The sequence below is a fragment of the Roseivivax halodurans JCM 10272 genome (genome assembly GCF_000521785.1).
Classification (GTDB): Bacteria; Pseudomonadota; Alphaproteobacteria; order Rhodobacterales; family Rhodobacteraceae; genus Roseivivax; species Roseivivax halodurans.
Genome location: NZ_JALZ01000006.1, coordinates 130,808 through 157,575 on the forward strand (window position 1 = coordinate 130,808; position 26,768 = coordinate 157,575).

General features: G+C 66.6%; 28 protein-coding genes and 1 riboswitch. Of the genes, 11 read left to right on the forward strand and 17 right to left on the reverse strand.

The window, feature by feature from the left end; translation table 11 throughout:
- Window positions 1-59: 59 nt before the first annotated feature.
- Window positions 60-148: riboswitch (glycine riboswitch) on the reverse strand.
- Window positions 149-204: 56 nt separating this feature from the next.
- Entirely contained in the window at window positions 205-675 is a 471-nt protein-coding gene (locus OCH239_RS07890; protein ID WP_037260722.1) for an RrF2 family transcriptional regulator, read from the reverse strand.
- 85 nt (window positions 676-760) lie between these two features.
- On the opposite strand from OCH239_RS07890, the gene OCH239_RS07895 reads away from it, so the two are divergent.
- Both OCH239_RS07895 and OCH239_RS07900 read left to right on the forward strand, forming a co-directional pair.
- Window positions 761-1,327: a gamma-glutamylcyclotransferase family protein gene (locus tag OCH239_RS07895; protein WP_037260724.1), complete on the forward strand. Its 567-nt coding sequence runs from the start codon at window positions 761-763 to the stop codon at window positions 1,325-1,327.
- The gene (locus OCH239_RS07900; RefSeq protein WP_051489358.1) at window positions 1,324-2,556 is read left to right on the forward strand and encodes a DUF2254 domain-containing protein; all 1,233 of its coding nucleotides are present in this window, start codon (window positions 1,324-1,326) and stop codon (window positions 2,554-2,556) included. The genes OCH239_RS07895 and OCH239_RS07900 overlap by 4 nt, the downstream gene beginning before the upstream one ends.
- Here OCH239_RS07900 and gltX read toward each other — a convergent pair.
- Window positions 2,553-3,887 (reverse strand): glutamate--tRNA ligase, encoded by a 1,335-nt coding sequence (gene gltX / locus OCH239_RS07905; protein WP_037260725.1) that lies wholly within the window; start codon window positions 3,885-3,887, stop codon window positions 2,553-2,555. The two genes, OCH239_RS07900 and gltX, sit on opposite strands and share 4 nt — an antisense overlap.
- 199 nt (window positions 3,888-4,086) lie before the next feature.
- On the opposite strand from gltX, the gene thpR reads away from it, so the two are divergent.
- On the forward strand, window positions 4,087-4,641 hold the full coding sequence (gene thpR, locus OCH239_RS07910) for an RNA 2',3'-cyclic phosphodiesterase (protein WP_051489359.1): 555 nt from the start codon (window positions 4,087-4,089) through the stop codon (window positions 4,639-4,641).
- 16 nt (window positions 4,642-4,657) lie between these two features.
- Here thpR and OCH239_RS07915 read toward each other — a convergent pair whose 3' ends face one another.
- Both OCH239_RS07915 and wrbA read right to left on the reverse strand, forming a co-directional pair.
- Window positions 4,658-5,209 carry a 2OG-Fe(II) oxygenase gene (locus OCH239_RS07915; protein ID WP_037260726.1) on the reverse strand — a complete coding sequence of 184 codons (552 nt, stop codon included), beginning with the start codon at window positions 5,207-5,209 and terminating at the stop codon, window positions 4,658-4,660.
- Between the two features lie 102 nt (window positions 5,210-5,311).
- Window positions 5,312-5,905: an NAD(P)H:quinone oxidoreductase gene (wrbA, locus tag OCH239_RS07920; protein ID WP_037260729.1), complete on the reverse strand. Its 594-nt coding sequence runs from the start codon at window positions 5,903-5,905 to the stop codon at window positions 5,312-5,314.
- A 129-nt stretch (window positions 5,906-6,034) separates the two neighbouring features.
- Here wrbA and OCH239_RS07925 point away from each other — a divergent pair, with 129 nt between their 5' ends.
- A complete protein-coding gene (locus OCH239_RS07925; RefSeq protein ID WP_037260730.1) occupies window positions 6,035-6,424 on the forward strand; it encodes a metallopeptidase family protein in 390 nt (129 codons plus the stop codon).
- Between the two features lie 4 nt (window positions 6,425-6,428).
- Here the strand turns inward: OCH239_RS07925 and OCH239_RS07930 are convergent, their stop codons facing one another.
- Together OCH239_RS07930 and OCH239_RS07935 are read right to left on the reverse strand one after the other, a co-directional pair.
- The gene (locus tag OCH239_RS07930; protein ID WP_037260733.1) at window positions 6,429-6,869 is read right to left on the reverse strand and encodes a phosphate-starvation-inducible PsiE family protein; all 441 of its coding nucleotides are present in this window, start codon (window positions 6,867-6,869) and stop codon (window positions 6,429-6,431) included.
- Window positions 6,870-6,903: 34 nt separating this feature from the next.
- Complete coding sequence (locus tag OCH239_RS07935) at window positions 6,904-8,565, reverse strand: NAD+ synthase (protein WP_037260910.1); 1,662 nt, start codon at window positions 8,563-8,565, stop codon at window positions 6,904-6,906.
- A 181-nt stretch (window positions 8,566-8,746) separates the two neighbouring features.
- Between OCH239_RS07935 and OCH239_RS07940 the strand changes: the two genes are divergently transcribed.
- From OCH239_RS07940 to OCH239_RS07950, 3 genes are all read left to right on the forward strand, one after another.
- Complete coding sequence (locus OCH239_RS07940) at window positions 8,747-10,198, forward strand: MORN repeat-containing protein (protein WP_051489360.1); 1,452 nt, start codon at window positions 8,747-8,749, stop codon at window positions 10,196-10,198.
- A 75-nt stretch (window positions 10,199-10,273) separates the two neighbouring features.
- A complete protein-coding gene (locus OCH239_RS07945; protein WP_037260734.1) occupies window positions 10,274-10,939 on the forward strand; it encodes an SDR family NAD(P)-dependent oxidoreductase in 666 nt (221 codons plus the stop codon).
- On the forward strand, window positions 10,936-12,462 hold the full coding sequence (locus OCH239_RS07950; RefSeq protein ID WP_211241973.1) for a cryptochrome/photolyase family protein: 1,527 nt from the start codon (window positions 10,936-10,938) through the stop codon (window positions 12,460-12,462). The genes OCH239_RS07945 and OCH239_RS07950 overlap by 4 nt, the downstream gene beginning before the upstream one ends.
- Before the next feature lie 20 nt (window positions 12,463-12,482).
- On the opposite strand, the gene OCH239_RS07955 is transcribed toward OCH239_RS07950, so the two are convergent.
- Together OCH239_RS07955 and truA are read right to left on the reverse strand one after the other, a co-directional pair.
- A complete protein-coding gene (locus OCH239_RS07955; protein WP_037260737.1) occupies window positions 12,483-12,698 on the reverse strand; it encodes a hypervirulence associated TUDOR domain-containing protein in 216 nt (71 codons plus the stop codon).
- Window positions 12,699-12,762: 64 nt separating this feature from the next.
- Window positions 12,763-13,530 (reverse strand): tRNA pseudouridine(38-40) synthase TruA, encoded by a 768-nt coding sequence (gene truA / locus OCH239_RS07960; protein ID WP_037260740.1) that lies wholly within the window; start codon window positions 13,528-13,530, stop codon window positions 12,763-12,765.
- Between the two features lie 251 nt (window positions 13,531-13,781).
- On the opposite strand from truA, the gene OCH239_RS07965 reads away from it, so the two are divergent.
- Genes OCH239_RS07965 through OCH239_RS07975 form a run of 3 tightly spaced genes read left to right on the forward strand, consistent with a single transcriptional unit; the run spans window position 13,782 to window position 15,890 of the window.
- Complete coding sequence (locus tag OCH239_RS07965) at window positions 13,782-14,699, forward strand: sulfite exporter TauE/SafE family protein (RefSeq protein ID WP_037260743.1); 918 nt, start codon at window positions 13,782-13,784, stop codon at window positions 14,697-14,699.
- On the forward strand, window positions 14,696-15,454 hold the full coding sequence (locus tag OCH239_RS07970; RefSeq protein ID WP_037260746.1) for a TIGR02186 family protein: 759 nt from the start codon (window positions 14,696-14,698) through the stop codon (window positions 15,452-15,454). The genes OCH239_RS07965 and OCH239_RS07970 overlap by 4 nt, the downstream gene beginning before the upstream one ends.
- Before the next feature lie 4 nt (window positions 15,455-15,458).
- Complete coding sequence (locus tag OCH239_RS07975; protein ID WP_037260749.1) at window positions 15,459-15,890, forward strand: acyl-CoA thioesterase; 432 nt, start codon at window positions 15,459-15,461, stop codon at window positions 15,888-15,890.
- Here the strand turns inward: OCH239_RS07975 and OCH239_RS21655 are convergent, their stop codons facing one another.
- The 7 genes from OCH239_RS21655 to OCH239_RS08010 all read right to left on the reverse strand — a co-directional run bounded on the left by OCH239_RS21655 (window position 15,891) and on the right by OCH239_RS08010 (window position 23,718).
- Complete coding sequence (locus OCH239_RS21655) at window positions 15,891-16,343, reverse strand: PRC-barrel domain-containing protein (protein WP_051489361.1); 453 nt, start codon at window positions 16,341-16,343, stop codon at window positions 15,891-15,893.
- A 148-nt stretch (window positions 16,344-16,491) separates the two neighbouring features.
- Window positions 16,492-18,366, reverse strand: a complete 1,875-nt coding sequence (gene uvrC / locus OCH239_RS07985; RefSeq protein ID WP_037260752.1) for an excinuclease ABC subunit UvrC — start codon at window positions 18,364-18,366, stop codon at window positions 16,492-16,494.
- A 328-nt stretch (window positions 18,367-18,694) separates the two neighbouring features.
- Complete coding sequence (locus OCH239_RS07990) at window positions 18,695-19,489, reverse strand: SDR family oxidoreductase (protein WP_037260755.1); 795 nt, start codon at window positions 19,487-19,489, stop codon at window positions 18,695-18,697.
- Window positions 19,490-19,505: 16 nt separating this feature from the next.
- Entirely contained in the window at window positions 19,506-20,453 is a 948-nt protein-coding gene (locus tag OCH239_RS07995) for a calcium/sodium antiporter (RefSeq protein ID WP_037260758.1), read from the reverse strand.
- Between the two features lies 1 nt (window position 20,454).
- Window positions 20,455-20,622: a hypothetical protein gene (locus tag OCH239_RS23270; RefSeq protein WP_037260761.1), complete on the reverse strand. Its 168-nt coding sequence runs from the start codon at window positions 20,620-20,622 to the stop codon at window positions 20,455-20,457.
- 1 nt (window position 20,623) lies between these two features.
- Complete coding sequence (locus tag OCH239_RS08005; protein WP_037260764.1) at window positions 20,624-21,421, reverse strand: S49 family peptidase; 798 nt, start codon at window positions 21,419-21,421, stop codon at window positions 20,624-20,626.
- 107 nt (window positions 21,422-21,528) lie between these two features.
- Entirely contained in the window at window positions 21,529-23,718 is a 2,190-nt protein-coding gene (locus tag OCH239_RS08010; protein ID WP_037260767.1) for a primosomal protein N', read from the reverse strand.
- Window positions 23,719-23,827: 109 nt separating this feature from the next.
- On the opposite strand from OCH239_RS08010, the gene fsa reads away from it, so the two are divergent.
- Complete coding sequence (fsa, locus tag OCH239_RS08015; protein WP_037260770.1) at window positions 23,828-24,481, forward strand: fructose-6-phosphate aldolase; 654 nt, start codon at window positions 23,828-23,830, stop codon at window positions 24,479-24,481.
- A gap of 139 nt (window positions 24,482-24,620) precedes the next feature.
- On the opposite strand, the gene OCH239_RS08020 is transcribed toward fsa, so the two are convergent.
- On the reverse strand, window positions 24,621-25,406 hold the full coding sequence (locus OCH239_RS08020; protein ID WP_037260773.1) for a cytochrome c1: 786 nt from the start codon (window positions 25,404-25,406) through the stop codon (window positions 24,621-24,623).
- A gap of 14 nt (window positions 25,407-25,420) precedes the next feature.
- Window positions 25,421-26,767, reverse strand: coding sequence for a cytochrome b (petB, locus tag OCH239_RS08025; protein WP_037260776.1), 1,347 nt, complete (start codon window positions 26,765-26,767; stop codon window positions 25,421-25,423).
- Window position 26,768 lies beyond the last annotated feature (1 nt).

Genomic DNA, 26,768 nt, shown 5'->3' on the forward strand with positions numbered 1-26,768 from the left:
GAGATCGTTATCCCTTCGGCGGGTCCGGGATCTCGCCCGAACCTCTCTCCAGAGTTCGTGTCGCCGCGACGGTCCGTCTGGCCTGAGAGTTTCCGGGGCGGTTGCTCCTTCGGCACCGGCGCAAGGCCGGTTCTCCCATCGCAGTCGGCGCGAAGCTAGACGAAGGTCGGGGCGCTGGCAACCTGAAGGTCGCGGATGACCGGATCAGCCGCTCGCGGCACGCGATACGAGTCTCATCGGCTCCTCGCCGGAGAAGAGCGACGCGAGGTCGAAATTGTTCTCGACGAGACTGTGCAGCGTCACGGCGTCGAGCACCTGGTAGAACGCCTGGCCGGCGAGCGTGAGAGCAGAGCGGAGCCGGCACGCCTGCACCAGCGGGCAGGTGTTGGTATCCGCCGCAAAACATTCCGCGATCGGCACACCCGACTCGAATTCCCGGAAAACCGAACCGACCCGGATCTCCCTCGCCGGGCGGCCGAGAGCGATGCCGCCATACCGGCCGCGCCACGTCCTGAGATACCCCATCTGGGCCAATTGGTTGACGATCTGGCCCAGATGATGCTCCGATGCGTTGCACGCTTCGGCGATGGCGGTCTTGGTGATGCGTTGGTCCGGGCGGGCGGCACAATACATGAGCACACGCAGAGCGATATTTGCCCTCTTGGTAATTCGCATTGTGCAAACCCGCCTGTGTAGAATCGCAGTTCAATCTTAATACATGACAATGAGTGTATCGCATAAAGGTAATTAAACGCTGGTGATGACCTTCGATTTCTTCTTCGGCTACGGAAGTCTGGTGAATACGCAGACTCACACGAACCGCCCGAATCACCCGGCGAGCCTGTCGGGATGGCGCCGCGCCTGGCGTGCGCTGCCCAACCGGAGCGTGTCCTTCCTGACCGCGGTGCCCGACGCCGAATCGGAGATCGACGGGCTCGTCGCCGCAGTCGCCCCCGAGGAATGGGACGCGCTGCACGCCCGCGAGGCCTTCTACGACAAGCACGATGCCACCCCTCTGCTCAGACACGCAGCAGGGGACAAGGCGAGGATCGCGGTCTTTGCGGTTCCCGAAACGACAAGTACCCGGCCAACGCGCGAGGTGCCGGTCTTGCTCAGTTACCTCGACGTCGTCCTGCAGGGCTACCTGCACGTTTTCGGCCCGGAGGGCGCCGAGCGCTTCATCGAGACCACAGACGGCTGGGACGCCCCGATCCTGAACGACCGCGGCGCCCCCCGATATCCGCGCGCCCAGCATCTGACCGACGCGGAGACGGCCTGGGTGGACGACGCCCTCGCCCGCCGCGGCATAGCGCCGTTCGCCGCGTGATCCTCGGCCTCGGTCGCAAGCTGCTGCGGCTCAGCCGGCGGCTGAGTGTACGCGTCGTGATGATGGCGGTGCTCGCTCTCGTGGGAACCGCCGCGGCCCCGCTGCTCACCGGCATCATTCCGGACGGCCTCACCGAACGGTTCGGGCGCGACGCGGTCCTCCCGGTGCTCGACATCCTCGCCTCGTCGATGCTGGCGGTGACGACGTTCTCGCTCGGCGTGATGGTGCAGGCGTTCCACACCGCCTCCGGGCAGGCGACGCCGCGCGCCTTCCGGATTCTCGTGCAGGACAGCACGACCCAGACCGTGCTCGGCACCTTCGTGGGCTCGTTCCTCTTCGCGCTGACGGCCATCGTCATGTATCGGGCGGGCTTCCTGAGCCCCGAATCCTCGGTCGTCATCGCGCTGCTTACCGGCGTCACCATCACCCTGATCATCGTCGCCATCCTCCGCTGGATCGCGCATCTCAGCCGGCTCGGGAGCATGGATCACACGCTCGACCTGTGCGAGCGCGCAGCCGCCGAGGCACTGGGTGATGCCGCGCGCGAGCCGGGCTTCGGCGCATATGCGACGGACGAGCCCGTTCCCGGAGACGGCCATCCGCTTGCCGCATCCCAGACAGGTCACGTCACCAGCATCGATATCGACTCCCTCGATTCCGTCCTGACGGAACGCGACGCCACGCTCTGGCTGACCGTGCGGCCGGGCGACTTCGTGCTCGCGGGGCAATCGGTCGGAGTGACGGACAGGAAGGTGGACGACGAGGAGTTGCGCGGCGGCATCCTCATCGCGAATGCACGCGAGCAGGAGCAGGATACCCGCTTCGGCCTGACCGTGCTGGCCGAGATCGGCGCGAGGGCGCTCTCTCCCGGCGTCAACGACCCCGGCACCGCGATCGACGTCATCAAACGTCAGACGAGGCTCCTCTGGGACCATGCCCGCGCCGAGCGGACCGAGCCCTTGCACCGGACGACCCGCATCCGCATCGCGCCGCAGGATCCGGCCGCCCTGCTGTCATCGGCCTATGACATGGTGATCCGCGACGGCGCAGACAGGATCGAAGTGATGGACGAGATGCTGCGCGCCCTTCAGCGCATCGCATCCTGCGAGGATCCGGGCCTCGCGGGAGCCGCGCGGAACAAGCACGATTACGCGGTCCGTCAGGCGCGGGCCGCGATCGATTTCGACGAAGATCGCGAGCGGCTCGATCGCCGAGCCGCAGAGCTCTAGCGCGCGAGGTCCTTCGCGCGCACGACCTGCATCAGCGGCATGACGTCGGCCATCTCGGGGCCGCGGTCCATGCCCGTCACCGCGCGGCGCAGCGGCATGAAGAGGCCCTTGCCCTTCCGACCGGTCTGCTCCTTCACGGCCGACGTCCACTCGCTCCAGGTGTCGGCGGTGTAGGGCGGCTCGGGCAGGAGAGTCATGGCCTCGGCGACGAAGGCGCGGTCCTCGTCGTCGATCTTGGGCTCGGCACCCTCGCTGAACATCTGCCACCACGGCCCGAGGTCGTTGCGCGTTGTGATGTTGTCGCGCGCCACCTGCCAGAAGAGCGGCGCCTTGTCGTCCGGTACGCCGAGCGCGCGGATCTCGCCCTCGACCGCCTCGTAGGGCAGCGCATGCAGGTAGCGGGCGGTCAGCGGATAGAGGTCGTTCACGTCGAACTTGGTCGGAGCCGACCCGAACTGCGCCGGATCGAAGCCGTCCGCGATCTCGTCGAGCGAAGCGCGCAGTTCCACCGGCTGCGACGAGCCAAGACGCGCCATCAGCGACAGGAGCGCCGCAGGCTCCACGCCGTTCTCGCGCAGATCCTTGAGCGCAAGCGAGCCGAGACGCTTCGAGAGCCCCTCACCCCCAGGGCCGGTCAGCAGCGAATGGTGGGCGAAGGACGGGTGCCCGTGCCCGAGCGCCGCCATGATCTGGATCTGCGTTGCGGTGTTGGTCACGTGGTCCGAGCCGCGCACAACGTGGGTCACGCCCATGTCGGTGTCGTCGACCACCGAGGCGAGCGTGTAGAGCACCTGCCCGTCGCCGCGGATCAGCACCGGGTCGGACACGCTCGCCGCGTCGATCGAGAGCGGGCCGAGAATGCCGTCCTCCCACTCGATCCGCTCCTGCGCGAGTTTGAAGCGCCATACGCCGTCGCCGCGCTCTTCGCGCAGGCGGGCCTTGTCCTCGTCCGTCAGCGACAGGGCCGCGCGGTCATAGACCGGCGGACGACCCATGTTCAGCTGCTTCTTGCGCTTGAGGTCGAGCTCGCCCGGCGTCTCGAACGCCTCGTAGAACCGGCCCTTGTCGCGCAGCTCGTCCGCGGCGGCATGATAGCGGTCGAGCCGTTCCGACTGCCGCTCGATCTTGTCCCATCCGAGCCCGAGCCAGTCGAGGTCGCGCTTGATGCCGTCGACATATTCCTCCTTCGAGCGCTCGGGATCGGTGTCGTCGATGCGCAGGATGAAGGTCCCGCCGGCCTTGCGGGCGATCAGGAAATTGAAGAGCGCCGTGCGCAGGTTGCCGACGTGGATGTGGCCCGTGGGCGACGGGGCGAAACGAGTTGTGGTCATGAGCGGGCTCCGTGCATGCGGCGCGGGGTGTTGCACGGGACCTTCGATTTGTCCATGCCGCACGGCCGTCGCGTCATCCTCCGCGAGCTCCTTAGAAAGCCGGGCGGTTCACAGCGGCGCCCCCGGGCAGACATGCCCACGGCCTTGCGGTTGCGCCACGGATACGCGACGTCCGAGGCACAGAGAGCGGAGACACCCAATGCGCGCCTTCATCGCCCTGCCCCTGCCCCCGTCCGACGCGGACGTTCTCGAAGCGATGGGTGACAGGCTCGGCTTTGGCCGGGTGATCCCGTCCGAGAACGTGCATCTGACGCTCGCCTTTCTCGGCGACGTGCCCGAGGCCGACCTCGCCGAAATCGCCGAGGGTCTCGAGAGCCTCTCGCCTGCCGCCTTCACCTATCGCCTTTCCGGTGTGAGGAGCTTCGGCAACAGCCACGGCGGCCATGCGCTCGCCATGGGGGCCGAGGGCGGCGCGCCGCTCAAGGACCTGCACGACCGCGTACGCTCGAGACTCTACGGCGCGGGCATGCCGCTCGAGCGACGGCGCTTCCGCCCACACGTGACCTTCGCCCGGCTGCCGGGTCGGCTGACCATCGAGGAGGAGGGCAAACTCAAGGCGTTCCTCGAACGCGAGGCGCATATGGCGATCGAGGACATTCCGGCGGACAGGTTCACGCTTTACGAGTCGATCCTGACCAAGGACGGATCGGTCTACGAACCGCTCGTCGAGTATCCGCTCGCCCCTCCCGGCTGACCGGTAGCGCATGCGCCTAGCGGAACGCCGGTCCGTGCGCCCAGATCGTCAGGGACTGGCGCGCGCCCTTCGTGACAGGGGTGACGCGGTGCACAGCGTAGGACGGAAAGAGCGTCGCCGTGCCCCTGTCCCGCTTCGCCTCGAGGATGTTCGCACCGGGCATGATCTCGAGCCCGCCTCCGGCATAATCCCCCGGCTCGGACAGTTGCACGACCATGGTGAGCTTGCGCCGCGACGCCGCGCGTCCGTCGCCGATATCCGCGTGCCAGTCGAAATGTCCCTCCCGCTCGGCCCCGTAGCGCGCGATCTGGGGGCTTTCGGCGAAGTCCGTCAGGTCGAAGTCGAAGGCCTCGCGGTTGGCCACGCGGACGAGGTCGACGATTCGGTCCATCACCCAGTCCGCGCCCTCCACCTCGTCGAGCCAGACGAGATCCGCCCGCCTCTGGTTGTGGTCCTTCTGCGCGCGGGTAAGGCCTGCGTCACGTGGTGTGGCGGTCTCGGACAGGGCGACGATGCGGTCGCATTCGACGGGGCTGAAGGCGTCGGGGATGGTGTGGCAGGTGGTCATTGCAGTCGGGAACTCCGGTCAAGGCCGATGCTCCTGACACAAGACGTGTCGCCCCGCGCGCCGGTTTGCGACGCGCGGGGCGGAAAGCGACATTCGTGTGGATCAGGCTGCCAGCTTCGCCGTCTTCTTGACGAGGCGCGTTGCCTGATGGCGCAACGCCCGCGTCTCGGCATCGCCCATCTCGCCGGCCGCCTTGGAGAAACCGTACGGGTTGCCGCCGGCCTCGAAGATCGACTGGTCGGTATAGCCGGGCGCGACGATGACCGTGCCCCAGTGCATGAACGTGGTGTAGAGCGTCAGTAGCGTCGTTTCCTGCCCGCCATGCGTGGTGTTGGCCGAGGTGGCCGCCGTCACGACCTTGTCCTCTAGCTTGCCTTCCATCCAGAGCGGCCCGAGCGTGTCGATGAACGCGCGCATCTGGCTGGTCGGGTTGCCGTAGCGCGTCGGCGTCAGGAAGAAGTAGCCGTCGGCCCAGGTCATGTCGTCGTGGCTCACCTCCTTGATATCGGACATCTGGTCGAGTTGCTCCTTCCAGGCGTCCTGCCCCTCGACCACCTCCTTGGGCGCCGTCTCCGGCACCCGGCGGAGCCGCACCTCGGCACCGGCGGCCTCGGAGGCGGATTTCGCCTCGAGCGCCATCGTGTGGTTGGTGCCATAGGTCGAATAGAAGATGATCGCGATCTTCGGCTGTGCCATGTCGTACCTCCTGAGCTTGTTCGCACGGGCAACATCTAGCCCGGATCACCGTTCCGCGGGCCTGCGCAAAGGTGCTGTGCGTGTCCGCAGGGCTTTCCGAGCAGCGCAAGGCGCGGCATATCTGCGGCCATGACACGCACCGATCACGACAGCTTCGAGAAGATGGCCCAGGCCGCCCTCGGCGCTTTGCCCGCGCCCTTCGACGCCTATGCCCGCGATGTGCTTCTCAGGATCGAGGACTGGCCGGACGACCGGATGCTGTCGGAGCTCGGGATGGACGATCCGCTGGACCTGACCGGCCTCTACGACGGGGTGCCGCTGCCGGAAAAGTCGGTGAGCGATCCCGCGCCCTTTCCCGACACCGTGTGGCTTTTTCGCGAACCGATCCTCTCGGAATGGCGCGAGCGGGGAAACGTGGAGCTCGAGGATCTCGTCGCGCATGTCGTGGTGCACGAGATCGCGCATCATTTCGGCTGGTCCGACGACGACATCGCCGAGATCGACCGATGGTGGGAGTGAGCCCTCAGAGCGTCCGGTCGCCCTCGCCGCGCCGGTCGAGCCAGACCATCATCGCATAGGCGGACCCGAGCGCCAGCACCGCAGCGGCAAGGCCGAGAAGGACGAGGCCCGAGATGCCCTCCATCTCGATCAGGATAAATTTTCGCACCACGGCCAGGATGCCGATGACGAGAACCGTCCGAACCTGCGCGAAGCCGCGCTCTCCCGACACCATGAGATGCACCGAATGCGACAGCTCGAGCGCGATGATCGCGCCGAGCAGAAGGTCGAAGAGCTGCTGGAGCGTGCTGTAGGGGACTTCCGCGATGGAGCCCGTCGCCACCTCGTAAGTGAGCTGAACGAAACTCGCCGTTGCCACCACGGACACGGCAGCCGTTCCGAGCAGCAGGACGAATGCCACGACCCGCGCGAAAATCCCGTAGCCTGCGTCGATGATCGCCTTCATCCGCGACGAACTAGTGCGCGGCGCGCGCTTGTCCTCAGCGCCGCCCCTCGCGCCAGCGGTTCACGATCGGATAGCGGCGATCGAGCCAGAACGCCTTGGACGAGAGCCGCGTCCCCGGCGCCGACTGGAAGCGCTTGTATTCGCTGACATAGACGAGGTGCTCGACCTTGGCGGCATCCTCCGCCGAATAGCCCGCATCGACACAATCCGCGAGGGATCCGTCCCGGTCGATCAGGATCTCGAGGATGCCGTCCAGCACCGGGTAGTCGGGCAGAGAGTCGCTGTCCTTCTGGTCGGCGCGCAGCTCTGCCGAGGGCGCCTTGGAGATCACCCGCGGCGGGATCACCTCGCCCGCCGGAGCCTTCATCCAGTCGCGGTGCGTCTCGTTGCGCCAGCGCGCGATTTCGAAGACGCGCGTCTTGTAGAGATCCTTGATCGGATTGTAGCCGCCCGCCATGTCGCCATAGATCGTGGCGTAGCCGACCGCGACCTCTGACTTGTTGCCGGTCGTGAGCAGCATCTCCCCGAACTTGTTCGACATCGCCATGAGGAGAAGGCCGCGCAGGCGGGACTGCAGGTTCTCCTCGGTCACGTCCTCGGCCCGCCCGTCGAAGAGCGGCGCGAGCGTGTCGGTGATCGCGTCCCGCCCCTGCGCGATCGGCACGAAATCGTAGTGGCAGCCGAGCCGTTCGGCGACCTGGCGGGCGTCCTCCAAAGAATGCTCGGACGTGTATTCCGACGGTAGCATCACGCACCGCACGTTCTCCGGGCCGATCGCATCGGCAGCGATGACCGCGACGATTGCGCTGTCGATGCCGCCCGAGAGGCCGAGCAGCACCTTCGGGAAACCCGACTTGCGCAGGTAGTCGCGAAGAGCCTCGACCATCGCGCGGTAATCCTGCTCGAACGCGTCCGGGTGCGGATCGAACCGGCCCGGCACGCAGCGCCAGCCGGCATCGGGGCGCTCGAGATCCACATGCTCCACGCATTGGTCGAAGACCGGCAGCTGCACCGCCATCTCTCCGCCCGGATTCAGGACGAAAGAGCCGCCGTCGAAGACCTGGTCGTCCTGGCCGCCCACCAGATTGAGATAGACCAGAGGCAAGCCCGTCTCGACCACGCGGGAGACCATGTGGTTGAGCCGGATCTCCTGCTTGCCGCGATGATAGGGCGAGCCGTTCGGCACCAGCAGGAACTCCGCCCCCGTTTCGGCATGGGTTTCGGCCACGTCCTCGTACCAGGCGTCCTCGCAGATCGGCGAGCCGATGCGCGTGTTCCCGACGCTGTAGGGACCGCCGATGGCACCGGCGTCGAAAATCCTCACCTCGTCGAAGACCGCGGCGTTCGGAAGGTGGTGCTTGAGCTGGACCGCCGTGATCGCGCCGCCCCTGAGGATGAAATAGGCGTTGTAGAGCTCTGTCCCTTCGATCCAGGGCCCGCCGATGGCGAGCGCCGGGCCGTCGGCACAATCGGTCGCGAGCTGGCGGACCGTCTCGATGGCCGCCAAGTGGAAGGCGGGCTTCAGCACGAGGTCCTGCGTGTTGTAGCCGGTGATGAACATCTCCGGCAGCGCCACGAGATCCGCCCCCGCCTCGCGCCCGGCCTCCCAGGCGTCGCGGGCGAGCGCGGCATTGCCCTCGAGATCGCCCACCGTAGCGTTGAGCTGTGCCAGTGTCAGGCGGAACCTGTCAGCCATCGCGGGCCCCTTCGGTCGGTCTTCGGTCGGCGTGGACATAGCAGATGCGTCCGCGAGGGGAAGCGGGGCGCAGAACGCGCGGCCGATATCGCCCCCAAAAGACGTTGTGCCACATCCCCGCGCCCGTTAGGTTTCGGCTAATTTCCACCCGGCATCACAAGATTTGGGGGCAGGAAGAGGCATGAGCGGGCAGGCTCGTCTTTATCTATTCGCAGCGGCGGCCTGGCTGCTGCCGGCGCTCGTTTCCGCGCAGTCCGATGATGTCGCGACCAAGCAATATGACGACGGCGGCATCTACAAGGGGACCTTCCGGGACGGCTTCCAGCACGGAACCGGGACATACCGGCTGCCCAACGGCTACGAATATACCGGCGAATGGGTCGAGGGGGAAATCCGCGGCGAAGGCGCTGCGCATTTCCCCAACGGCTCCGTCTACGAGGGCCAGTTCGCCAAGGGCAAACCCGAAGGCGTCGGGCACATCACTTTCGCGGACGGCGGCACCTACGAAGGCACCTGGAAGGACGGCAAGATATCCGGTCAGGGCGTTGCGATCTACGCCAACGGCGTGCGCTACGAGGGCAGTTTCCGCAACGCGCTGCACCATGGCCGGGGCACCATGACGGCTCACTCCGGCTATTCCTACCAGGGCGATTGGGTGAACGGGGTCAAGGAAGGCAACGGCACGATCACCTATCCCGACGGCTCGGTCTACGAGGGCCGCGTCTCGGAGGGCGAACGCGAGGGCCAGGGCACGCTCACCACGCCCGACGGGCTGACCTACGAAGGCACCTGGACCGCCGGGCAGATCGACGGCGAGGGCACGCTCACCCAGCCCAACGGCGATGTCTACGAAGGCGAGCTTGTCGACGGGCGCCGCAACGGTCAGGGCACGGTGACCTACGAGAACGGCGACAGCTATGTCGGCGCGTTCCGCAACGACCAGCGGCACGGTCAAGGCACCTTCTCGGGCTCCGACGGCTACGAATACATCGGGTCCTGGTCCGAGGGTGAGATCGAGGGCGAGGGTCAGATCACCTATCCCGACGGGTCGGTCTATGTGGGCGAGGTCGCGGACGGCCTCGCAAACGGCACAGGCAAGATCACCTATCCCGACGGCTCCACCTACGAGGGCAACTGGGCCGATGGCGTGATCGACGGGACGGGCCGGGCGGAATACGCAAACGGTCTCGTCTACGAAGGCGGGTTCCGCAACGCCAAGAACCATGGCCAGGGCACGATGAGCTATCCCGACGGCTACCGCTACGAAGGCGAGTGGGTGGACGGCCAGCGCGAGGGTCTCGGCACCGCGACATATCCCGACGGGACCGTCTATACCGGCACATTCGAAGGCGGCCGGCGGCATGGCGAGGGTCGGATCGAGATGGACGACGGCTTCCGATACGACGGCCAGTGGCGCAATGGGGAAATCTACGGCGAGGGTGTCGCCACCTATTCGAGCGGCGATGTCTACGAGGGCATGTTCGTCGACGGCAAGCGGCAAGGCGAGGGCACCATGTCCTATGCGTCGGGTGAAACGCGCTCCGGCGAGTGGGTGAACGGAGCTCTCGCGCAAGAGACGCCCGCGGCGAGCGCCGAGGACGCACCGGAAACGCCCGAAGCGCCGGAAGGCTAGGCCGCCGGTCGCCCCGGACCTTCTGTCGCGCACGATCTTCTTGCCGCGCCGCTCCCCTCCCCTAACTCGCGGCGCATGGAAAACGCACTCATCATCGGCGCCTCGGGTGGCATCGGTTCGGCGGTGGTGGCCGAACTCGAAGCGCGCGGCGTGTCCGTCACGGGGCTCTCGCGCTCGAAGGACGGTCTCGACGTCACCGACGAAGGCTCGGTCGAGGCCCAGCTCGGGGCGCTGGAGGGCCCGTTCGATCTGATGTTCACGGCGACCGGCGCGCTCGAGGTGGACGGTGCGCATCCCGAGAAGACGATCAGGCGGCTCGATCCCGAGGCGATGCTCGGCCAGTTCCGCCTCAACGCGATTGGCCCGGCGCTGGTGCTGAAACACGCGATCCGGCTCGTGCCGCGCCGCACACCCGCGGTGATGGCGACGCTGTCGGCGCGCGTCGGGTCGATCGGCGACAACGGACTCGGGGGGTGGTATTCCTACCGCACCGCGAAGGCCGCGGTGAACCAGGTAATCCATACCGCCGCCGTGGAGTTCGCCCGGTCGCACCGGCACCTCGCCTGCGTCGCCCTCCATCCCGGCACGGTGGAGACGCGCTTCACGGCGGATTATTCCGACCACCATCCGACGGTCACCGCGGATGTCGCCGCCCGGCGCCTCTGCGATCTCTTCGATAGGCTCGGACCCGAGCATACCGGTCGCTTCTACGACTACGCCTTCGAGGAGATCCCCTGGTGAGCCGCCTGATCCTCGTCCTCGGCGACCAATGCTCCGAGCGGCTTTCGGCCCTGCGCGAGGCCGACAAGACCAGCGATATCGTCGTCATGGCCGAGGTTGCCGAAGAGGCCACCTACGTCCAGCACCACCCCAAGAAGATCGCGCTGATCTTCTCGATCATGCGCAAGTTTGCCGCGAAGCTGCGGCAGGACGGCTGGGATGTACGATACAGCGAGCTCGACGACACCGAGAACGCGGGTTCCATCCCCGGCGAGCTGCTGCGCCGCGCCGAGGAGACCGGCGCCACCGACGTCCTCGCCACCGAACCCGGAGAATGGCGGCTGATCGAGGCGCTGTCGGACATGCCGCTCAAGTGCCGGCAGTTGCCCGACGACCGGTTCATCGCCAGTCACGAGGATTTCGAGATCTGGGCGAAGGGCCGCAAGACGCTCCGGATGGAGTATTTCTACCGCGAGCAGCGCAAGAAGACCGGCTATCTCATGGAGGACGGCGAGCCGGCGGGCGGCAAGTGGAACTACGACCACGACAACCGCAAGCCCGCGCCCGGCGAGATCGATTTCGGCGGCCCGATGCACTTCAGCCCCGACGAGACCGTCGAAGCGGTGCTCGACCTCGTCGAGAGCCGCTTCGGCAACTGGTTCGGAGAGGCCCGCCCGTTCTGGTTCGCGACGACGCAAGAAGAGGCCCGCCGCGCGCTCACCCATTTCGTCAAGCACGCCCTGCCTTGGTTCGGCGATTACCAGGACGCGATGATGGGGGGCGAGCGCTTCCTCTATCACTCGGTGATCTCGGCCTACATGAACGTGGGCCTCCTCGATCCGCGCGAGGTCTGCGACGCAGTCGAGCAGAGCTGGCGCGACGGCGACACGCCGATCAACGCCGCCGAAGGCTACATCCGCCAGGTCATCGGCTGGCGCGAATACATGCGCGGGATCTACTTCCACGAAGGGCCGGACTACCCCCGTCGCAACGGGCTCAATCACCAGCGTGCCCTGCCCCCGCTCTACTGGGGGGCCGAGACGCATATGCGATGCCTCGCGCAGACGGTGGAGCAGACACGGGAGGACGCCTATGCCCACCACATCCAGCGACTGATGGTGACGGGCAACTTCGCACTGCTCTGCGGGATCGATCCCGCGGAGGTCGAGGACTGGTACATGCGGGTCTATGTCGACGCCTTCGAATGGGTCACGGCGCCAAACACTGTGGGCATGAGCCAATTCGCAGACGGCGGGGTGATCGCCTCAAAGCCTTACGTCTCCTCCGGCAGCTACATCGACCGGATGTCGGACTATTGCTCGGACTGCGCCTACTCCGTGAAGAAGAAGACCGGCGAGGGCGCCTGCCCTTTCAACTTGCTCTACTGGCACTTCATGGACCGGCATCGCGAGAAGTTCGAGAAGAACCCCCGCATGGCGCAGATGTACGCGACCTGGGACCGAATGAAGGACGACCGGAAAGAAACAGTGCTGTCCGAGGCGGAAGTTTTCCTCGACCGGATGTCGAAGGGCGAGACCGTCTAGGCCCCGCCCCGCCCCGCATCTCAGCTCTTCTTCCGAACCTCGGTGCTCTTCTTGAGGACAGGCGTGCCGTCGTCCTGCCGGATCAGGAAGGCGGGCTCGTTGACGCTGGCGTCGCGCGTCACCTCGCTCCCTTTGATCGTGCGCGTGACCTTCTGGGTGAAGCGCTCTTCGATCTCGCCGTCGGCGGTGCCGTTGCCCCAGTCCCACTCGACGCGATCGCCCTTGGAATAGCCCATGTCCTGTCCTTCCGAATGCCGGGTATCCCGAGCAAACGGCGAACGCGCGGCGCGGTTCCCGCCCTCAGGCGAAGGGATCCTCGGGATAGCCCACGCCCGTCAGGTAGAGCCCCTGCGGCGGCGCCACCGGCCCGCAGGCGGCCCGGTCCCGCGCATCGAGCGCCTCGCGCACCCGCTCCGGCGGCCAAGACCCGCTGCCGACCTTCTCGAGCGTGCCGACGAAGCTGCGCACCTGGTTGTGCAGGAATGATCGTGCGCTGAGCGAGACATGGATCTCGCGCCCCGCGCCGGTCTCGACCTCGGCGATATCGAGCGCATCGAGGGTCTTCACCGGGCTCTTCGCCTGGCACATCGTCGAGCGGAACGTCGTGAAGTCGTGCCGTCCGACCAGATGCGCCGCTCCCTGCCGCATCGCGTCCACATCGAGCGGGCGCTGCACCTGCCAGACCTGCCCCGCCTCCATCGTCGCCCGCGCCCGGCGATTGAGGATCCGGAAAAGGTACCTCCGCTCCCGTGCCGAGAACCGCGCGTGCCAGTCCTCCGGCACAGACGCCGCCGCCACGATCGCGACCGGCGACGGCTTCAGGTGATGGTTGAGCGCGTTCATCAGCGTTCCGGGCGCCCAGTCCTTCGCCATGTCGCAATGGCAGACCTGTCCACGCGCATGCACGCCGGCATCGGTCCGCCCCGCCGCCCCGATGCGCGGAACGCCACGCTCGAGCCGTGCCAACGCGGCTTCGATCGCACCCTGAACGGAGGGGCGATCGTCCTGCCATTGCCAGCCCGAGAAGGGCCCGCCGTCGTATTCCACCTTGAGCGCATATCTGGGCATGGCGCGGGGCCTAGCCCAGCCGCCTGGTCCGGGCAAGCGCGACGGAGGCGGAGCCCCATGCCGCCAGGCGTCCTCACCGGAGCTTGAGCCGACCTTCGGGCCGCGGGACGCGCGGCTCGAGCTCGGCTGACGCGTGTCGCAAGCGGCCAGACCGTTTCGTCACCGTCAGGGAGCACCCTCTGCGCAACATTGATCCCTGCGACACCCAACACCCCGTTGCCTTCCCCGCAGCCCTCTCGCAGATTGCTGCCATGCAGCTTTACCTCCCCATCGCCGAGGTTTCGGTCAGTCTGATCCTTCTGCTGGGCCTCGGTGTCATGGTGGGGATCCTTTCGGGTATGTTCGGCGTCGGGGGCGGTTTCCTGATCACGCCTCTCCTCTTCTTCTTGGGCATCCCGCCTGCCGTCGCCGTGGCCACGGGCGCGAACCAGATCGTGGCGAGCTCCGTCTCGGCCGTTCTCGCCCATCTCAGGCGAAAGACGGTGGATCTACGCATGGGCACGGTCCTCCTCGTCGGCGGGCTCTTCGGATCGGCGCTCGGGGTCTGGCTTTTCAACTTCCTCAAGGAGCAGGGCCAGGTCGATCTGCTGGTCCGCCTCTGCTACGTGGTCTTCCTTGGCATCATCGGCGGGCTGATGCTGGTCGAGAGCCTCCGCGCGCTCCTCAATGCCAAGAAGGGCGCCGCGCCCAAGCGCCGGAGCCACGGATGGGTGCACGGCCTGCCGTTCAAGATGCGGTTCCGGACCTCCGGCCTCTACATCTCGGCCATCCCGCCGCTGCTCGTCGGCGCCTCCGTCGGCATCCTCGCGGCGATCATGGGCGTGGGCGGCGGCTTCATTATGGTGCCCGCGATGATCTATCTCCTCGGCATGCCGACGAAGGTGGTCGTCGGCACGTCGCTCTTCCAGATCATCTTCGTCACCGGCTTCACGACGATCCTGCATGCGGTCACGACCCAGACCGTCGACATCTTCCTCGCCCTCGCGCTCATCACCGGGGGTGTCGTCGGGGCGCAGATCGGTACCGCCCTCGGCGCGCGGCTCAGGGCCGAGCAGCTGCGCATCCTGCTCGCGCTCCTCGTGGTCGGCGTCTGCATCAAGCTGGCCTTCGATCTCGTGCTGTCTCCGGGCGAGCTCTACGTGATCAGCCAGGAAGGCTCGCCGACATGATCCGTCTCGCGCTTCTCCTGATCGCCTTCTCCCTGCCCGCCGCAGCGCAAGAGGACGTGGTTCTCGGCCTCAGCCAGGACGCGGTGTCGATCTCCACAGATTTCGACGGCTCGGAGATCCTCGTCTACGGCGCGGTCAAACGCGAGGTGCCTATTCCGGAGGATCCCCCGCTCGAGGTGGTGGTGACCGTCTCAGGGCCGTTCGTGCCGCTGACGGTCTACCGCAAGGAGCGCCGCTTCGGCATCTGGGTGAACGCCGATGCCGTCGAGATCGACCTCGCGCCGTCCTTTTACGCGGTCGCGACTTCGGGGCCCTTCGGTCAGGTCGTCTCGAACGTCGAGGACCTGCGCCACAGCATCTCCGTCCCCCGTGCGATACGCTCGGTCGGTGCGCCGATGGACATCGAGGATGCCGCGGCCTTCTCCGAGGCGGTCATCCGCATCCGCGGCGATGCCGGTCTCTATCAACTTCGCGAAGGGGCGGTGGACGTGCGGGAGGAGACGCTCTTCTCGACCCGCATCCGGCTGCCTGCGAACCTCACCGAGGGAGCCTATGCCACACGCATCTTCCTCACCCGGGGCGGCACCGTGATCGGAGAGGAGGAGCGAGTCATCGAGGTCCGGAAGGTCGGCCTGGAGCGCTGGCTCTACAATCTCTCCCGCGACCTGCCGCTGGTCTACGGCCTTCTCTCGCTGACCCTCGCCATCGCCGCGGGCTGGGGCGCCTCCACCGCGTTCCGCCTGATCCGGAGCTGACCCCATGCCCCGCATCCCGCCGCCGACCCGTTCCGAATTCGCCGCATTCCTGCCCGTGCAGACCCGCTGGGCGGACAACGACGAATACGGCCACATGAACAACGCGGCCTATTACGCGATCTTCGACAACGTGATCTCGCTCTGGCAGATGGCGCAGGGGATCGCGATAAGGGGGCCCGAGGCGATCCGGTTCGTCGTCGTCGAGAACGGCTGCACCTATTTCCGCGAGATCGGCTTTCCGGACGAGATCGAGGCGGGCCTCAGGCTGGCCGGCATGGGCACTTCGTCCTACCGGATCGAGGTCGGCCTCTTCCGCGGTGACGCGGACCCGGCGGCGACCCTCGGCTTCTTCCAGAACGTGCTGACCGACCGCGAGGGTGCGCCGCGCGCGATCCCGGACCATCTGCGCGCGACGCTCGACCACCTCAGGGTGTGATCAGTCCTCGGCGGTCTGGAACTCGGGCGCCTGTTCCAGCTGCTCCTTGCCAAGCCGCGTGACGATCGTGATGTCCTCGTCGTCGGGAGAGCGGGCAAGGCGCAGATCGGCGAGGGGAATCATCACGGTCTTCTGCCCGATCCCGATGAAACCGCCGATATCGGTGGTGATGCCCTGCACCTGCCCTGCATCGTCGAGAAGGATTTCCGACACGTCGCCGATCTCGCTCAGGCCGGCGAGGATGGGCTGCAGGGGCTCGCCGCCGTCCCAGGTGCCGGCATCGTATTCGCCCTCGAGCGATACGATCCTTGCGTCCTGCAGCATCGTCGCGGTGATGTAGGGCGCCTGCTGCTGCTCCTGCTGCGGCGCCGGGTCGGACGAGCCGGTCTCTTGCGCGATGGCGGGGACGGCGAGCCCGGCCATGAGAATGGTGACGAGGGCGGTGCGGCGCATGGCGAATACCTTTCGAGGGAATTGTGTCCTCGACAAACCGTGGCGTCGCCCGACGGTTCCCGCGGGACATGCGCGCTCTTGTCCTCGTCGGGCGGTCCACGGGACGGTGGGCGGGGCGATGGCCGCAGGCCGAGCGGCCGCCCAGCCGTCAGCCGCTTTCGTGGAAATGGCCGTAGATACGCTCGGCCAGCGCCGCGCTGACGCCTTCGACCGCCTTCAGGTCGGCGAGATTCGCCCGACCCACCGCCTTCGCCGACCCGAAATGCTGCAGAAGCGCGCGTTTGCGCGACGCCCCCACCCCGGCGATCTCGTCCAGCGGATTGGCCGAGACCGCCTTCGAGCGTTTGGCCCGATGCGTTCCGATGGCGAACCGGTGCGCCTCGTCCCGCAGGCGCTGGACGAAATAAAGCACCGGATCGTTGCGCCGGAGCGCGAAGGGCCTCTCGCCGAAGCGATGGAACTCCTCCTTGCCGTGGTCACGGTCGACGCCCTTGGCGACGCCGACCATCGCCACGTCCTCGACCCCGTGCTCGGCCATGATCTCGTGCACCGCCGAGACCTGCCCCGCGCCGCCGTCGATCAACAGCAGATCGGGCCAGAGCCCCTTGTCGCGGTCGGGATCCTCCTTCAGCAGCCGCTTGAAACGCCGCGCGAGCACCTCCTTCATCATGCCGAAATCGTCGCCGGGGGTCAGCTCGTCGCCGCGGATGTTGAACTTGCGGTACTGGTTCTTCATGAACCCGTCCGCCCCGGCGACAATCATCGCGCCGACCGCGTGCGCGCCCTGGATGTGGGAGTTGTCGTAGACCTCGATCCGCTCCGGCACCGTCTGCAGCCCGAAGGCATCCGCAAGACCCCGCAGAAGCTTCCCCTGGGCCGCGCTCTCGGCCATCTTGCGCCCGAGGCTCTCGCGCGCGTTGCGCAGTGCGCCGTCCATCAGCTCGGCCTTCTCGCCGCGCTTCGGCACCGCGATCTCGACCTTGCGCCCCAGCTTCTCGGTCAGCGCCTCGGTCATGAGGTCGGGGCTCTCGATATCGTGCGACAGGAGCAGCAGCGGCGGCGGGTCCTTGGTGTCGTAGAACTGGCCGATGAAGGCCTCGAGCACCTCGGCCTCGCCCACATCCTCGCCGACCCGCGGATAGAAGTCGCGGTTGCCCCAGTTCTGGTTCGCACGGATGAAGAAGACCTGAACGCAGGCCTGCCCGTTCTCCATGTGAAGGGCGAGGATGTCCGCCTCGGTCACGCCCCGCGGGTTGATCCCCTGAGAAGTCTGCACCTGCGTCATCGCGCGGATGCGGTCGCGCAGCGCCGCCGCCCGTTCGAACTCCATTGCCTCGGAGGCGGCCTGCATCTGCTTGGCGAGCGTTTCCTGGATCTGCGTGGTGCGGCCCGAAAGGAACCGCTCCGCGTCCGACACGCTCTCGGCGTAATCCTCCTCCGAGATCTTGCCCACGCAGGGCGCCGAGCACCGCTTGATCTGGTGCAGCAGGCACGGCCGCGTCCGGGTCTCGAACACCGAATCCGTGCAGCTGCGCAGAAGGAATACCTTCTGCAGCTGGTTGAGCGAGCGGTTCACCGCCCCGGCGCTCGCGAAGGGGCCGTAATAGCTACCCTTCTCCTTCTTGGCGCCGCGGTGCTTCTTGATCATCGGATAGGGATGATCGCCGGTCACGAGGATGTTCGGGAACGACTTGTCGTCCCGCAGGAGCACGTTGAACTTGGGCTTGAGCTGCTTGATGAGGTTCTGCTCGAGCAGCAGCGCCTCCGTCTCCGTCCGCGTCGTGAGGAACATCATCGACGCGGTTTCGCGGATCATGCGCGAGATGCGCGGGCTGTGTCCCGAGGGCCGCGCGTAGTTCGACACCCGCGCGCGCAAGTTCCGGGCCTTGCCGACATAAAGCACCCGGCTCTGGGCATCGAGCATCCGGTAGACCCCCGGGCTCGTTTCGAGAGTCTTCAGGTAACTCTGGATGCAGGCATGCCCGGTCAGCTGCGGGGCGTTTTCGGTGTTCTCTTCACTCATCCGTTCGGTGGATCGCTCATCACGTCAGAATTGCAACGCCCATCGCGATTCTCCTCGCGACTCACACGCTTCGGCCGACAATCAAGTCCAAAGACATCCACCGAAGTTGTGGACAAGTCTGAGGGAAAGTCTGGAATTGGCGCCTATTAACCTTGTAAACAAGGGCCTTCGTTACTTTGCCCAAAAAACAGGCGGAATAACAAGGTACTGTTTTTGAAGCACAAAATTCGCTCCCTATTGCAAAGGCATGTAATCATTAAGATTTGGGTAACGGTTTCATGACGGGGAAGAGAGGCGGTGCACAACTTTGCCACAATTCAGCTCCGCGTCACTCCGTTCCGATGACGTCCGGGGTCTGCCAGGCGAGATGCTGTCCCCCGTCGACGCAGAGAAGCTGACCAGTGATGCCGGGAGAATCGTGGAAGTATCCGAGGGCGCCGCAGATGTCCTCCGGGTTCGCTCCGCGCTCGAGGATCGTCGCCGCGCGCTGCTTCGCGAAATGCTGGTCAGACTGCCGCCCCCCCTGGAGCGTCGGCCCCGGGCCGATGGCATTCACCCGGACCCTCGGTGCGAGCGCTTGGGCTGCCGTGCGGGTGAACGCCCAGAGGCCCATCTTTGCGATCGTGTAGGACATGAATTCGGGCGTCAGCTTGCGGACCCGCTGGTCGATCATGTTGACGACGAGGCCCTGCGCCACCGGCTCTCCGTTCGCGTCCGACATCACGGCCGGCACCTGCTCTGCCAGCGCCTGCGTCAGCACGAAAGGCGCGCGCAGGTTGCTCTCGATGTGGCGGTCCCAGCTCTCGCGCGTAGCGCTTGTGATGTCGTCGTGCTCGAAGATCGAGGCGTTGTTGACGAGGCGCGTGATCTGCCCGCCGAGGTCCGCCGCCGCGCGACCGAGCAGCGCCTGCGTCTGCGCCTCGTCCAGAAGGTCGGCCTGCACGGTGACCGCCTCGCGGCCTTTCTCGCGGATCATCCGCGCCACCTGTTCGGCCGCATCGGCCGACCCGTTGTAGTGCACGGCGACGTCGCATCCGCGGTCGGCGAGATAGAGCGCCATGGCGCGGCCCAGCCTCTTGCCGCCGCCGGTCACGAGAGCGCGGTGCCGGATCGTTTCAGTCATGCCCGGAGACCCCCAATTACCCCAACACGCTGAGGACGTAGCCCACATATGCGAGGGACAAGACGATCCCCCAGACCCGGCTGAGGCTCCATTTCAGGAATACGAACGGCGCGAGCGCCAGGGACGCGGCCAGCATCACCCAGAGATCCTGGCGCAGGAACTCCGGATCCACCTCGATCGGGGTGATCAGGGAGGCGATGCCGATGATGGCAAGCAGGTTGAACATGTTCGACCCGATCACGTTGCCGAGCGCCACGTCCGTCTGCCTCCGCAAAGCCGCGGAGACCGTGGTGGCAAGCTCGGGCAATGACGTGCCGACGGCGACGAGCGTGAGGCCGATGACCGTGTCCGAGACGCCGAAACGCTGCGCAATCTCGCGCGCGCTGTCGACGAGCAGGTCCGCCCCGAGCGGCAAGCCGATCAGGCCGAGCGCGAGGTAGAGCAGGATCTTCCACCAGGCCATGCCCGGATCGGCGCCCTCGACCTCCTCCTCGTCCAGCGCCGCCTCGCCCGCGCGCCGGTGCTTGACCGTGTCGCGGAAATTGTCGGCGAGGATCGCTGCCAGAACGGCAAGCAGCACGATGCCGGAAATCCAGTCGAAGGTCCCGCGGAAGGCAAGCCCGATGAAGAGAACCGACGCGCCGAGCATCAGCACGTAGCTCTTTCGGGAATCGCAATCCACAGTGTGCATGACCGCGATGATCGCCGGAATGCCCAGCACCATCAGGATGTTGGCGGTGTTGGATCCGACCACGTTGCCGAGCGCGATGCCCGGCACACCGTCGAGCGCGGCATTGACCGAGATCAACAGCTCCGGGGCCGAGGTGCCAAAGGCCACGATCGTGAGAGAGACGATGAGAGCCGGCACGCCGAGCCTCAATGCGACGTTGACCGCCCCTTTCACCAGAGCATCCCCTGCGAGGAGCAGGATTCCCAGCCCCAGCGCCGCCATCAACCAGACCATGTCAGCCCTTTCCCACCTTGCAAGGGCATGGCCCTTTCCCGATCCGGTAGCGTCCGCAATCGGGGCATTTCCTTTGGCCGACCCGCAATCCCTTGGGCATGCGCAACTTGCCGAACATGCCGATCACGCCCATGAAGACGAGAAAGAGGATGACGATCTTCAGGATCATGTCAGAGGCCGAAGCGCGCGAATTCGGCCCGCTCCTCGATCCCGGCAAGCGCGTCCTGCGCGATCTGGGTTCCGAACCGGGCGAGGAACGGCTTCTTCTGCTCGTAGCGGCGGAACTTCACCTTGTCGCCGAAGCGGTCCTTCATCATCGGGACGAGATGACCGATCCCGTCCGCGAGCCCGACCTCGACCGCCTTCTCGCCGATCCAGACCTCGCCGGTGAAGAGCTCGTCATTGTCGGCGAGCTTTTCTCCGCGCCGCTCCTTCACATGGGAAATGAAGTTGCCGTGCAGCTGCTCGAGCCAGCGGTTGAGGCGCTCGACGTCCTCCTCGTTCTCCGGACGGAACGGATCCAGCATCGACTTCGAGCGCCCGGCCGTATGCACGCGCCGCTCAAAGCCCTGCCGCTGCAGGAAGACATGCGCCCCGAAGCCCGCCGAGATGACGCCGATGGAGCCGAGGATCGAGGAGCGGTCGGCGTGAATCTCGTCCGCCGCCGAGGCAAGCCAGTAGCCGCCCGAGGCGGCGACGTCCTCGACAAAAGCGAAGACGGGGATCTTCTTCTCCGTGGCGAGACGGCGGATGCGGGCGCCGATCAGGGCCGATTGCACGGGCGAGCCGCCGGGAGAGTTGATCTCGAGCGCGACCGCCTTCGGCTTGCCGCGGGAGAAGGCTTTTTCGATCTGGGCGGCGACGCTGCGGTCGCTCAGGGCGCCGCGGCCGGGGCCGCCGATGGCCCCCTGCAGCCGGACGACCGAGATCACGGGGGCGGGGTTCACGAAAGGAACGCGGAGCTTCATGCGCCCTGATGTAGAGGCGGGTGGGCGCACAAACAAGCGGCCTTCCGCGGCGGCGGATCGAAGCATGCGGATGGAAACCAAACCTGACGCTAGGGCAGCCGCGCCGCTCACATGAAGCTCTGCGGATCGATGTCGATCGCCATGCGCAGCTCTCCCTTCAGGCGGAACTGTCCGGCCCATTCCGCGAGCGCGCGCTGCAGCGGCACGCCCTTCGGCGCCTTGACCAGAAGCCGCACGCGGTGGCGCCCCCTGACCCGCGCGACCGGCGCCGGTGCGGGTCCGTAGACTTCGGCCCCGACACGCCGCAGCGCGCCGTCCTGCCGGGCCATGGCATTGCCCAGTTCGAACACCTCCTGCACGTCGGTCGAGGACAGGATCACCCCCGCCATGCGACCGTAGGGCGGCACGCCCGCCTGCCGCCGCTCCTCGGCTTCCGCGCGCCAGAATCCCTCCTCGTCGCCCGAGAGGATCGCGCGGATCACCGGATGCTCCGGCTGGTAGGTTTGCATGAGCGCGATGCCACGCTTCTCGGCCCGGCCGGCGCGTCCCGCGACCTGCCGCATGAGCTGGAACGTGCGCTCGGCGGCGCGCAGGTCGGATCCCTGTAGGCCCAGATCCGCGTCGATCACGCCGACAAGCGTCAGGAGCGGAAAATTGTGTCCCTTTGCCACCAGCCGAGTTCCGATGATGAGGTCGGCACCGCCGTTCGCGATCTCCTCGATCTCGGCCTTGAGCTGCCGGGCCGAGCCGTAGAGATCGGACGACAGCACAGCGATGCGCGCCTCCGGGAAGGCCTCGCGCGCCTCCTCTGCCATGCGCTCTACCCCGGGGCCCACGGCTGCGAGCTTACCCTCGGCCTCGCAGGAGGGGCAGGCCTCGGGGAGCGGCTTGCTCTCGCCGCATTGGTGGCAGACGAGCCGCTTGGCGAAGCGGTGTTCCACCATCCGAGCGTCGCAATGGTCGCAGCCGATCTGGTGCCCGCAGGCCCGGCAGATGGTGACCGGAGCGTAGCCGCGGCGGTTTAGGAACAGGAGCGCCTGCTCGCCGCGCTCGATCCGCGATGTCACCGCTTTTTTGAGCGTGGGCGAGATCCAGCGGTTCGACGGGAGGTCCTCCCCGCGCATGTCGATGGGTCGCATCTCGGGCATGACCGCCTCGCCGAAACGCGACGTCAGTGTCAGGCGCCGGTACTTCCCCGCCTCGGCATTGGCCCAGCTTTCGAGCGAGGGCGTCGCGGAGGCGAGCACCACCTGTGCGTCGTTCAGCGAGGCGCGGAGAACCGCCATGTCGCGCGCGTTGTAGAGAACCCCGTCCTCCTGCTTGTAGGAGGTGTCGTGCTCCTCGTCGACGACGACGAGGCCGAGGTTCCGGAACGGCAGGAACAGCGCCGAGCGCGCACCTACGACGAGCTGTGCGCCGCCGGTGGCGATCATCTTCCAGGCCCGGCGGCGCTCGGTCGAGGTGACGCCGTGGTGCCATTCAGCGGGTCTTGCGCCGAACCGCGCCTCGACCCGGGTGAGGAACTCGGACGTCAACGCGATCTCCGGCAGAAGGACCAGCGCCTGACGTCCCTGCCTCAGACATTCCGCGACCGCCTCGAGATAGACCTCGGTCTTGCCGGACCCGGTCACACCCTTCAGGAGCGTCGTGCCGTAGCGCCCGCTGCGGACGCCGTCGCGGAGATCATCGGCGCCCGCCTGCTGATCCTCGGTCAGCGCCTTGCCACCCCAATCGGGGTCGAGCCGCGGATAGGGGGTGTCTCGGGGCGCATCCTCCTCGCGGACGACGCCCTGCTTGACGAGGCCCTTGATCACCGAGGCGGTCACGCCGGCCGCATCGGCCAGTTCCTTCTGGGTGAGCGCGAGGCCTCCCATCTCGTCCAGAACGTCGAGCACCCGCCGCCGCGCATCGGTTTCGCGGTCAGGCCGTCCCTCGCCCTTCCGGTAGATCTTGCGCATGGACGGTGCATCGCCGACCGCCGGTGCCCGGGTCGCCAGCCGCAGCATCGCCGGCAGCGGCGTCAGCGTGTAGGCCCCGGCCTTCTCGAGGAAGTCCCGCAGCTCGTCGCGCATCGGGGCGACGTCGAGAACGCGGGTGACGGGCCGGACCTTGGCATAGTCGAAATCGCCCTTCCCCGGCCCCCAGATCACGCCGACGACGCGGCGCGGACCGAGCGGCACCTCGACGAAGGCGCCCTGCCAGCAGCCGCCCTCCGGCGCGCGGTAATCGAGCGGGCGGTCGAGCGGCTGCGTCGTGAGCACGGCCACCAGATCGCCCTCGTGAAAGAACCCGTCCATGTCCCCGATGCCTGTCGCCTATGCGGCGGGCGAGGCTTTCGCCGCCTGCCCGCATGGGGTAAGACACCCGGGAGCCTTTGCCAAGCAATCCCCGAAGGACGCTGACTCCATGAAATTCTTCGTCGACACCGCCGACATCGACGCCATCCGCGAGCTCAACGAGCTCGGCATGGTCGACGGCGTGACCACCAATCCGTCGCTCATCAAGAAATCCGGCCGGGACATCCACGAGGTCACCAAGGAGATCTGCGAGCTGGTCGACGGCCCCGTTTCGGCCGAGGTGATCGCGCTGACCGCCGAAGACATGATCGCCGAAGGCCGCAAGCTTGCCGAGATCGCCGAGAACATCACCGTGAAGGTCCCGCTGACCTGGGACGGGCTCAAAGCCTGCAAGGTCCTCTCGGAAGAGGGCCGGATGGTCAACGTCACGCTCTGCTTCTCGGCCAACCAGGCGCTGCTCGCGGCCAAGGCCGGGGCGACCTTCATCTCGCCGTTCATCGGGCGCCTCGACGATCTGAACCTCGACGGGCTCGACCTCATCTCGGACATCCGGCAGATCTACGACAATTACGGCTACGAGACGCAGGTCCTGGCGGCCTCGATCCGCACGGCGAACCACATGTCCGAATGCGCCAAGCTCGGCGCGGATGTCTGCACGGCGCCGCCGCAGGTGATCCACGCGATGGCGAACCACGTGCTGACCGACAAGGGCCTCGACGCCTTCGTCAAGGACGCGCAGGAAGCCGGTATCAAGATCGTCTGATCTAAGCTGCGGCTTTCGAACCTCCCGATCAGCCCTCGCCCTGCGGCGGGGGCTTTTCTTTGTGAAAATGCTCCGAAGCCAAACGAAAAAGCCCCGCCTGTTCGGCGGGGCTTTCGAGATCGGATCGGCGCAGGCGCGATCAGCTGTGCTTGTGCTTGATCGGCTTCCAGATGCGCTTGTTGGTCAGGTAAAGCAGCACGGAGAGCCCGATGAGGAACAGCACGCCCGTCAGACCCGCCTGCTTGCGCGCCATCATCTTGGGCTCGGCCGTCCACATCAGGAACGCCGCGACGTCCTTCGCCTCCTGCTCGAGCGTCGGCTCGGGCTGACCCTCCGCGTACTCGACATCCTCGCCGTAGAGCGGCGGCGCCATCGAGATCCAGCCGCCCGGGAACGCCTCGTTCTCGTAGAGGATGGTGCCCGCCTGCTGCCGCTCCTCGCCGGTATACCCGGTCAGGAGCGAGACGATGTATTCAGGTCCGCCCATCCCCTTGAAGAACTGATTGAGGCCGGTTCCGTAAGGGCCGTGGAAGCCTGCGCGCGCCTTGGCCATGAGCGACAGGTCGGGAGCACCGGCCGCCTCGTTCGCCGGGAACGTGTCGGTCGGACGCGCAGGACGGTAATCGTCGATCTCCTCGTCGAAGACCTCGAAGTTGCCCTCGGCGTAGGCGCGAACCTCCGCATCCGAGTAGCCCGGCCCGCTCTCGTCGCCGAGCGAGCGCAGCGGCACGTAGCGCAGGCCGTGGCAGGCCGAGCAGACCTGCGTGTAGACCTGCAGGCCGCGCTGCAACTGGGCCTGATCGTAGCTGCCGAACGGCCCCTCGAATGAGAAGTCGTAATCGGTGACGTGGCCCTCCTCCGCGGCATAGGCGCCGGTGCCGACGAGGGTCGCGACCAGGGCGGAAGCTGCGAGTTTCTTGAACATGCTTCGGTCCTTTCTCATTCCGCCGGCGCCACGTTGGGCTTCTGGGCTTCGCCGCCGGACGCGCCGTGATGCGCCTCGAACTCGGCCTCGATCGTGTCGGGACGCTGGAGCGGTTTCTCGATCACGCCGAGCAGCGGCAGGATCACGAGGAAGTACGCGAACCAGTAGGTCGAGGCGATCAGCGAGATCCAGTCGTAGGGGAACGTGGTCGGCTGGGCGCCCACCCACATCAGGACCATGAAGTCAACGATCAGCAGGGCGAACCACCACTTGAACATCGGACGATAGCGTCCCGAGCGGACCGAGGAGGTGTCGAGCCAGGGTGCCAGCGCCATGACCGCGATCGCACCGAACATCGCGAGCACGCCGAAGAACTTCGCGTCGACGATGCCGCCGGTGATGAAGCTCGCCAGCTGCACGACCCAGACCTCGCCGGTGAAGGCGCGCAGGATCGCGTAGAACGGCAGGAAGTACCATTCGGGCACGATGTGCGCCGGCGTCGCGAGCGGGTTGGCCTCGATGTAGTTGTCGGGGTGACCGAGGTAGTTCGGCATGAAGCCGACGATCGCGAAGAAGACGGCGAGGATCACGGCGAGCGCGAAGAGGTCCTTCAGCACGTAATAGGGCCAGAACGGCACGGTGTCCTTCGCCGCTTCGGCCTTGGAGCCGCGGCGGACCTCGACGCCCGACGGGTTGTTGTTGCCCGTCGTGTGGAAGGCCCAGATGTGCACGATCACCAGCCCGAGGATGACGAACGGGAAGAGGTAGTGCAGCGAGAAGAACCGCGTCAGGGTGTAGTTGCCCACCGCGGGCCCGCCGAGCAGCCAGGTCTGGATGCCTTCACCGATGAACGGGATGGCGCCGAAGAGACCGGTGATCACCGTCGCGCCCCAGAACGACATCTGCCCCCAGGGCAGAACGTAGCCCATGAACGCGGTGCCCATCATCAGCAGGTAGATCAGGATGCCGATGATCCAGGTGACCTCGCGCGGCTGCTTGTAGGAGCCGTAGTAGAGGCCGCGGAAGATGTGGAAGTAGACGGCGACAAAGAACAGCGAGGCACCGTTCGCGTGGATGTAGCGCAGGGCCCATCCGCCGTTAACGTCCCGCATGATATGCTCGACCGACGCAAAGGCGAGGCTCACGTCAGGCGTGTAGTGCATGACCAGCGTGATGCCGGTGGCGATCTGCAACACAAGCGTGAAGGTCAGCACGATGCCCCAGATCCACATCCAGTTCAGGTTCTTGGGCGTGGGGATCATGATCGTGTCGTAGAGAATTCCGAGCACGGGCAGCCGCGAATGCAGCCACTTCTCGCCCCCGGTCTTCGGTTCGTAATGGTCGTGGGGAATACCAGCCATA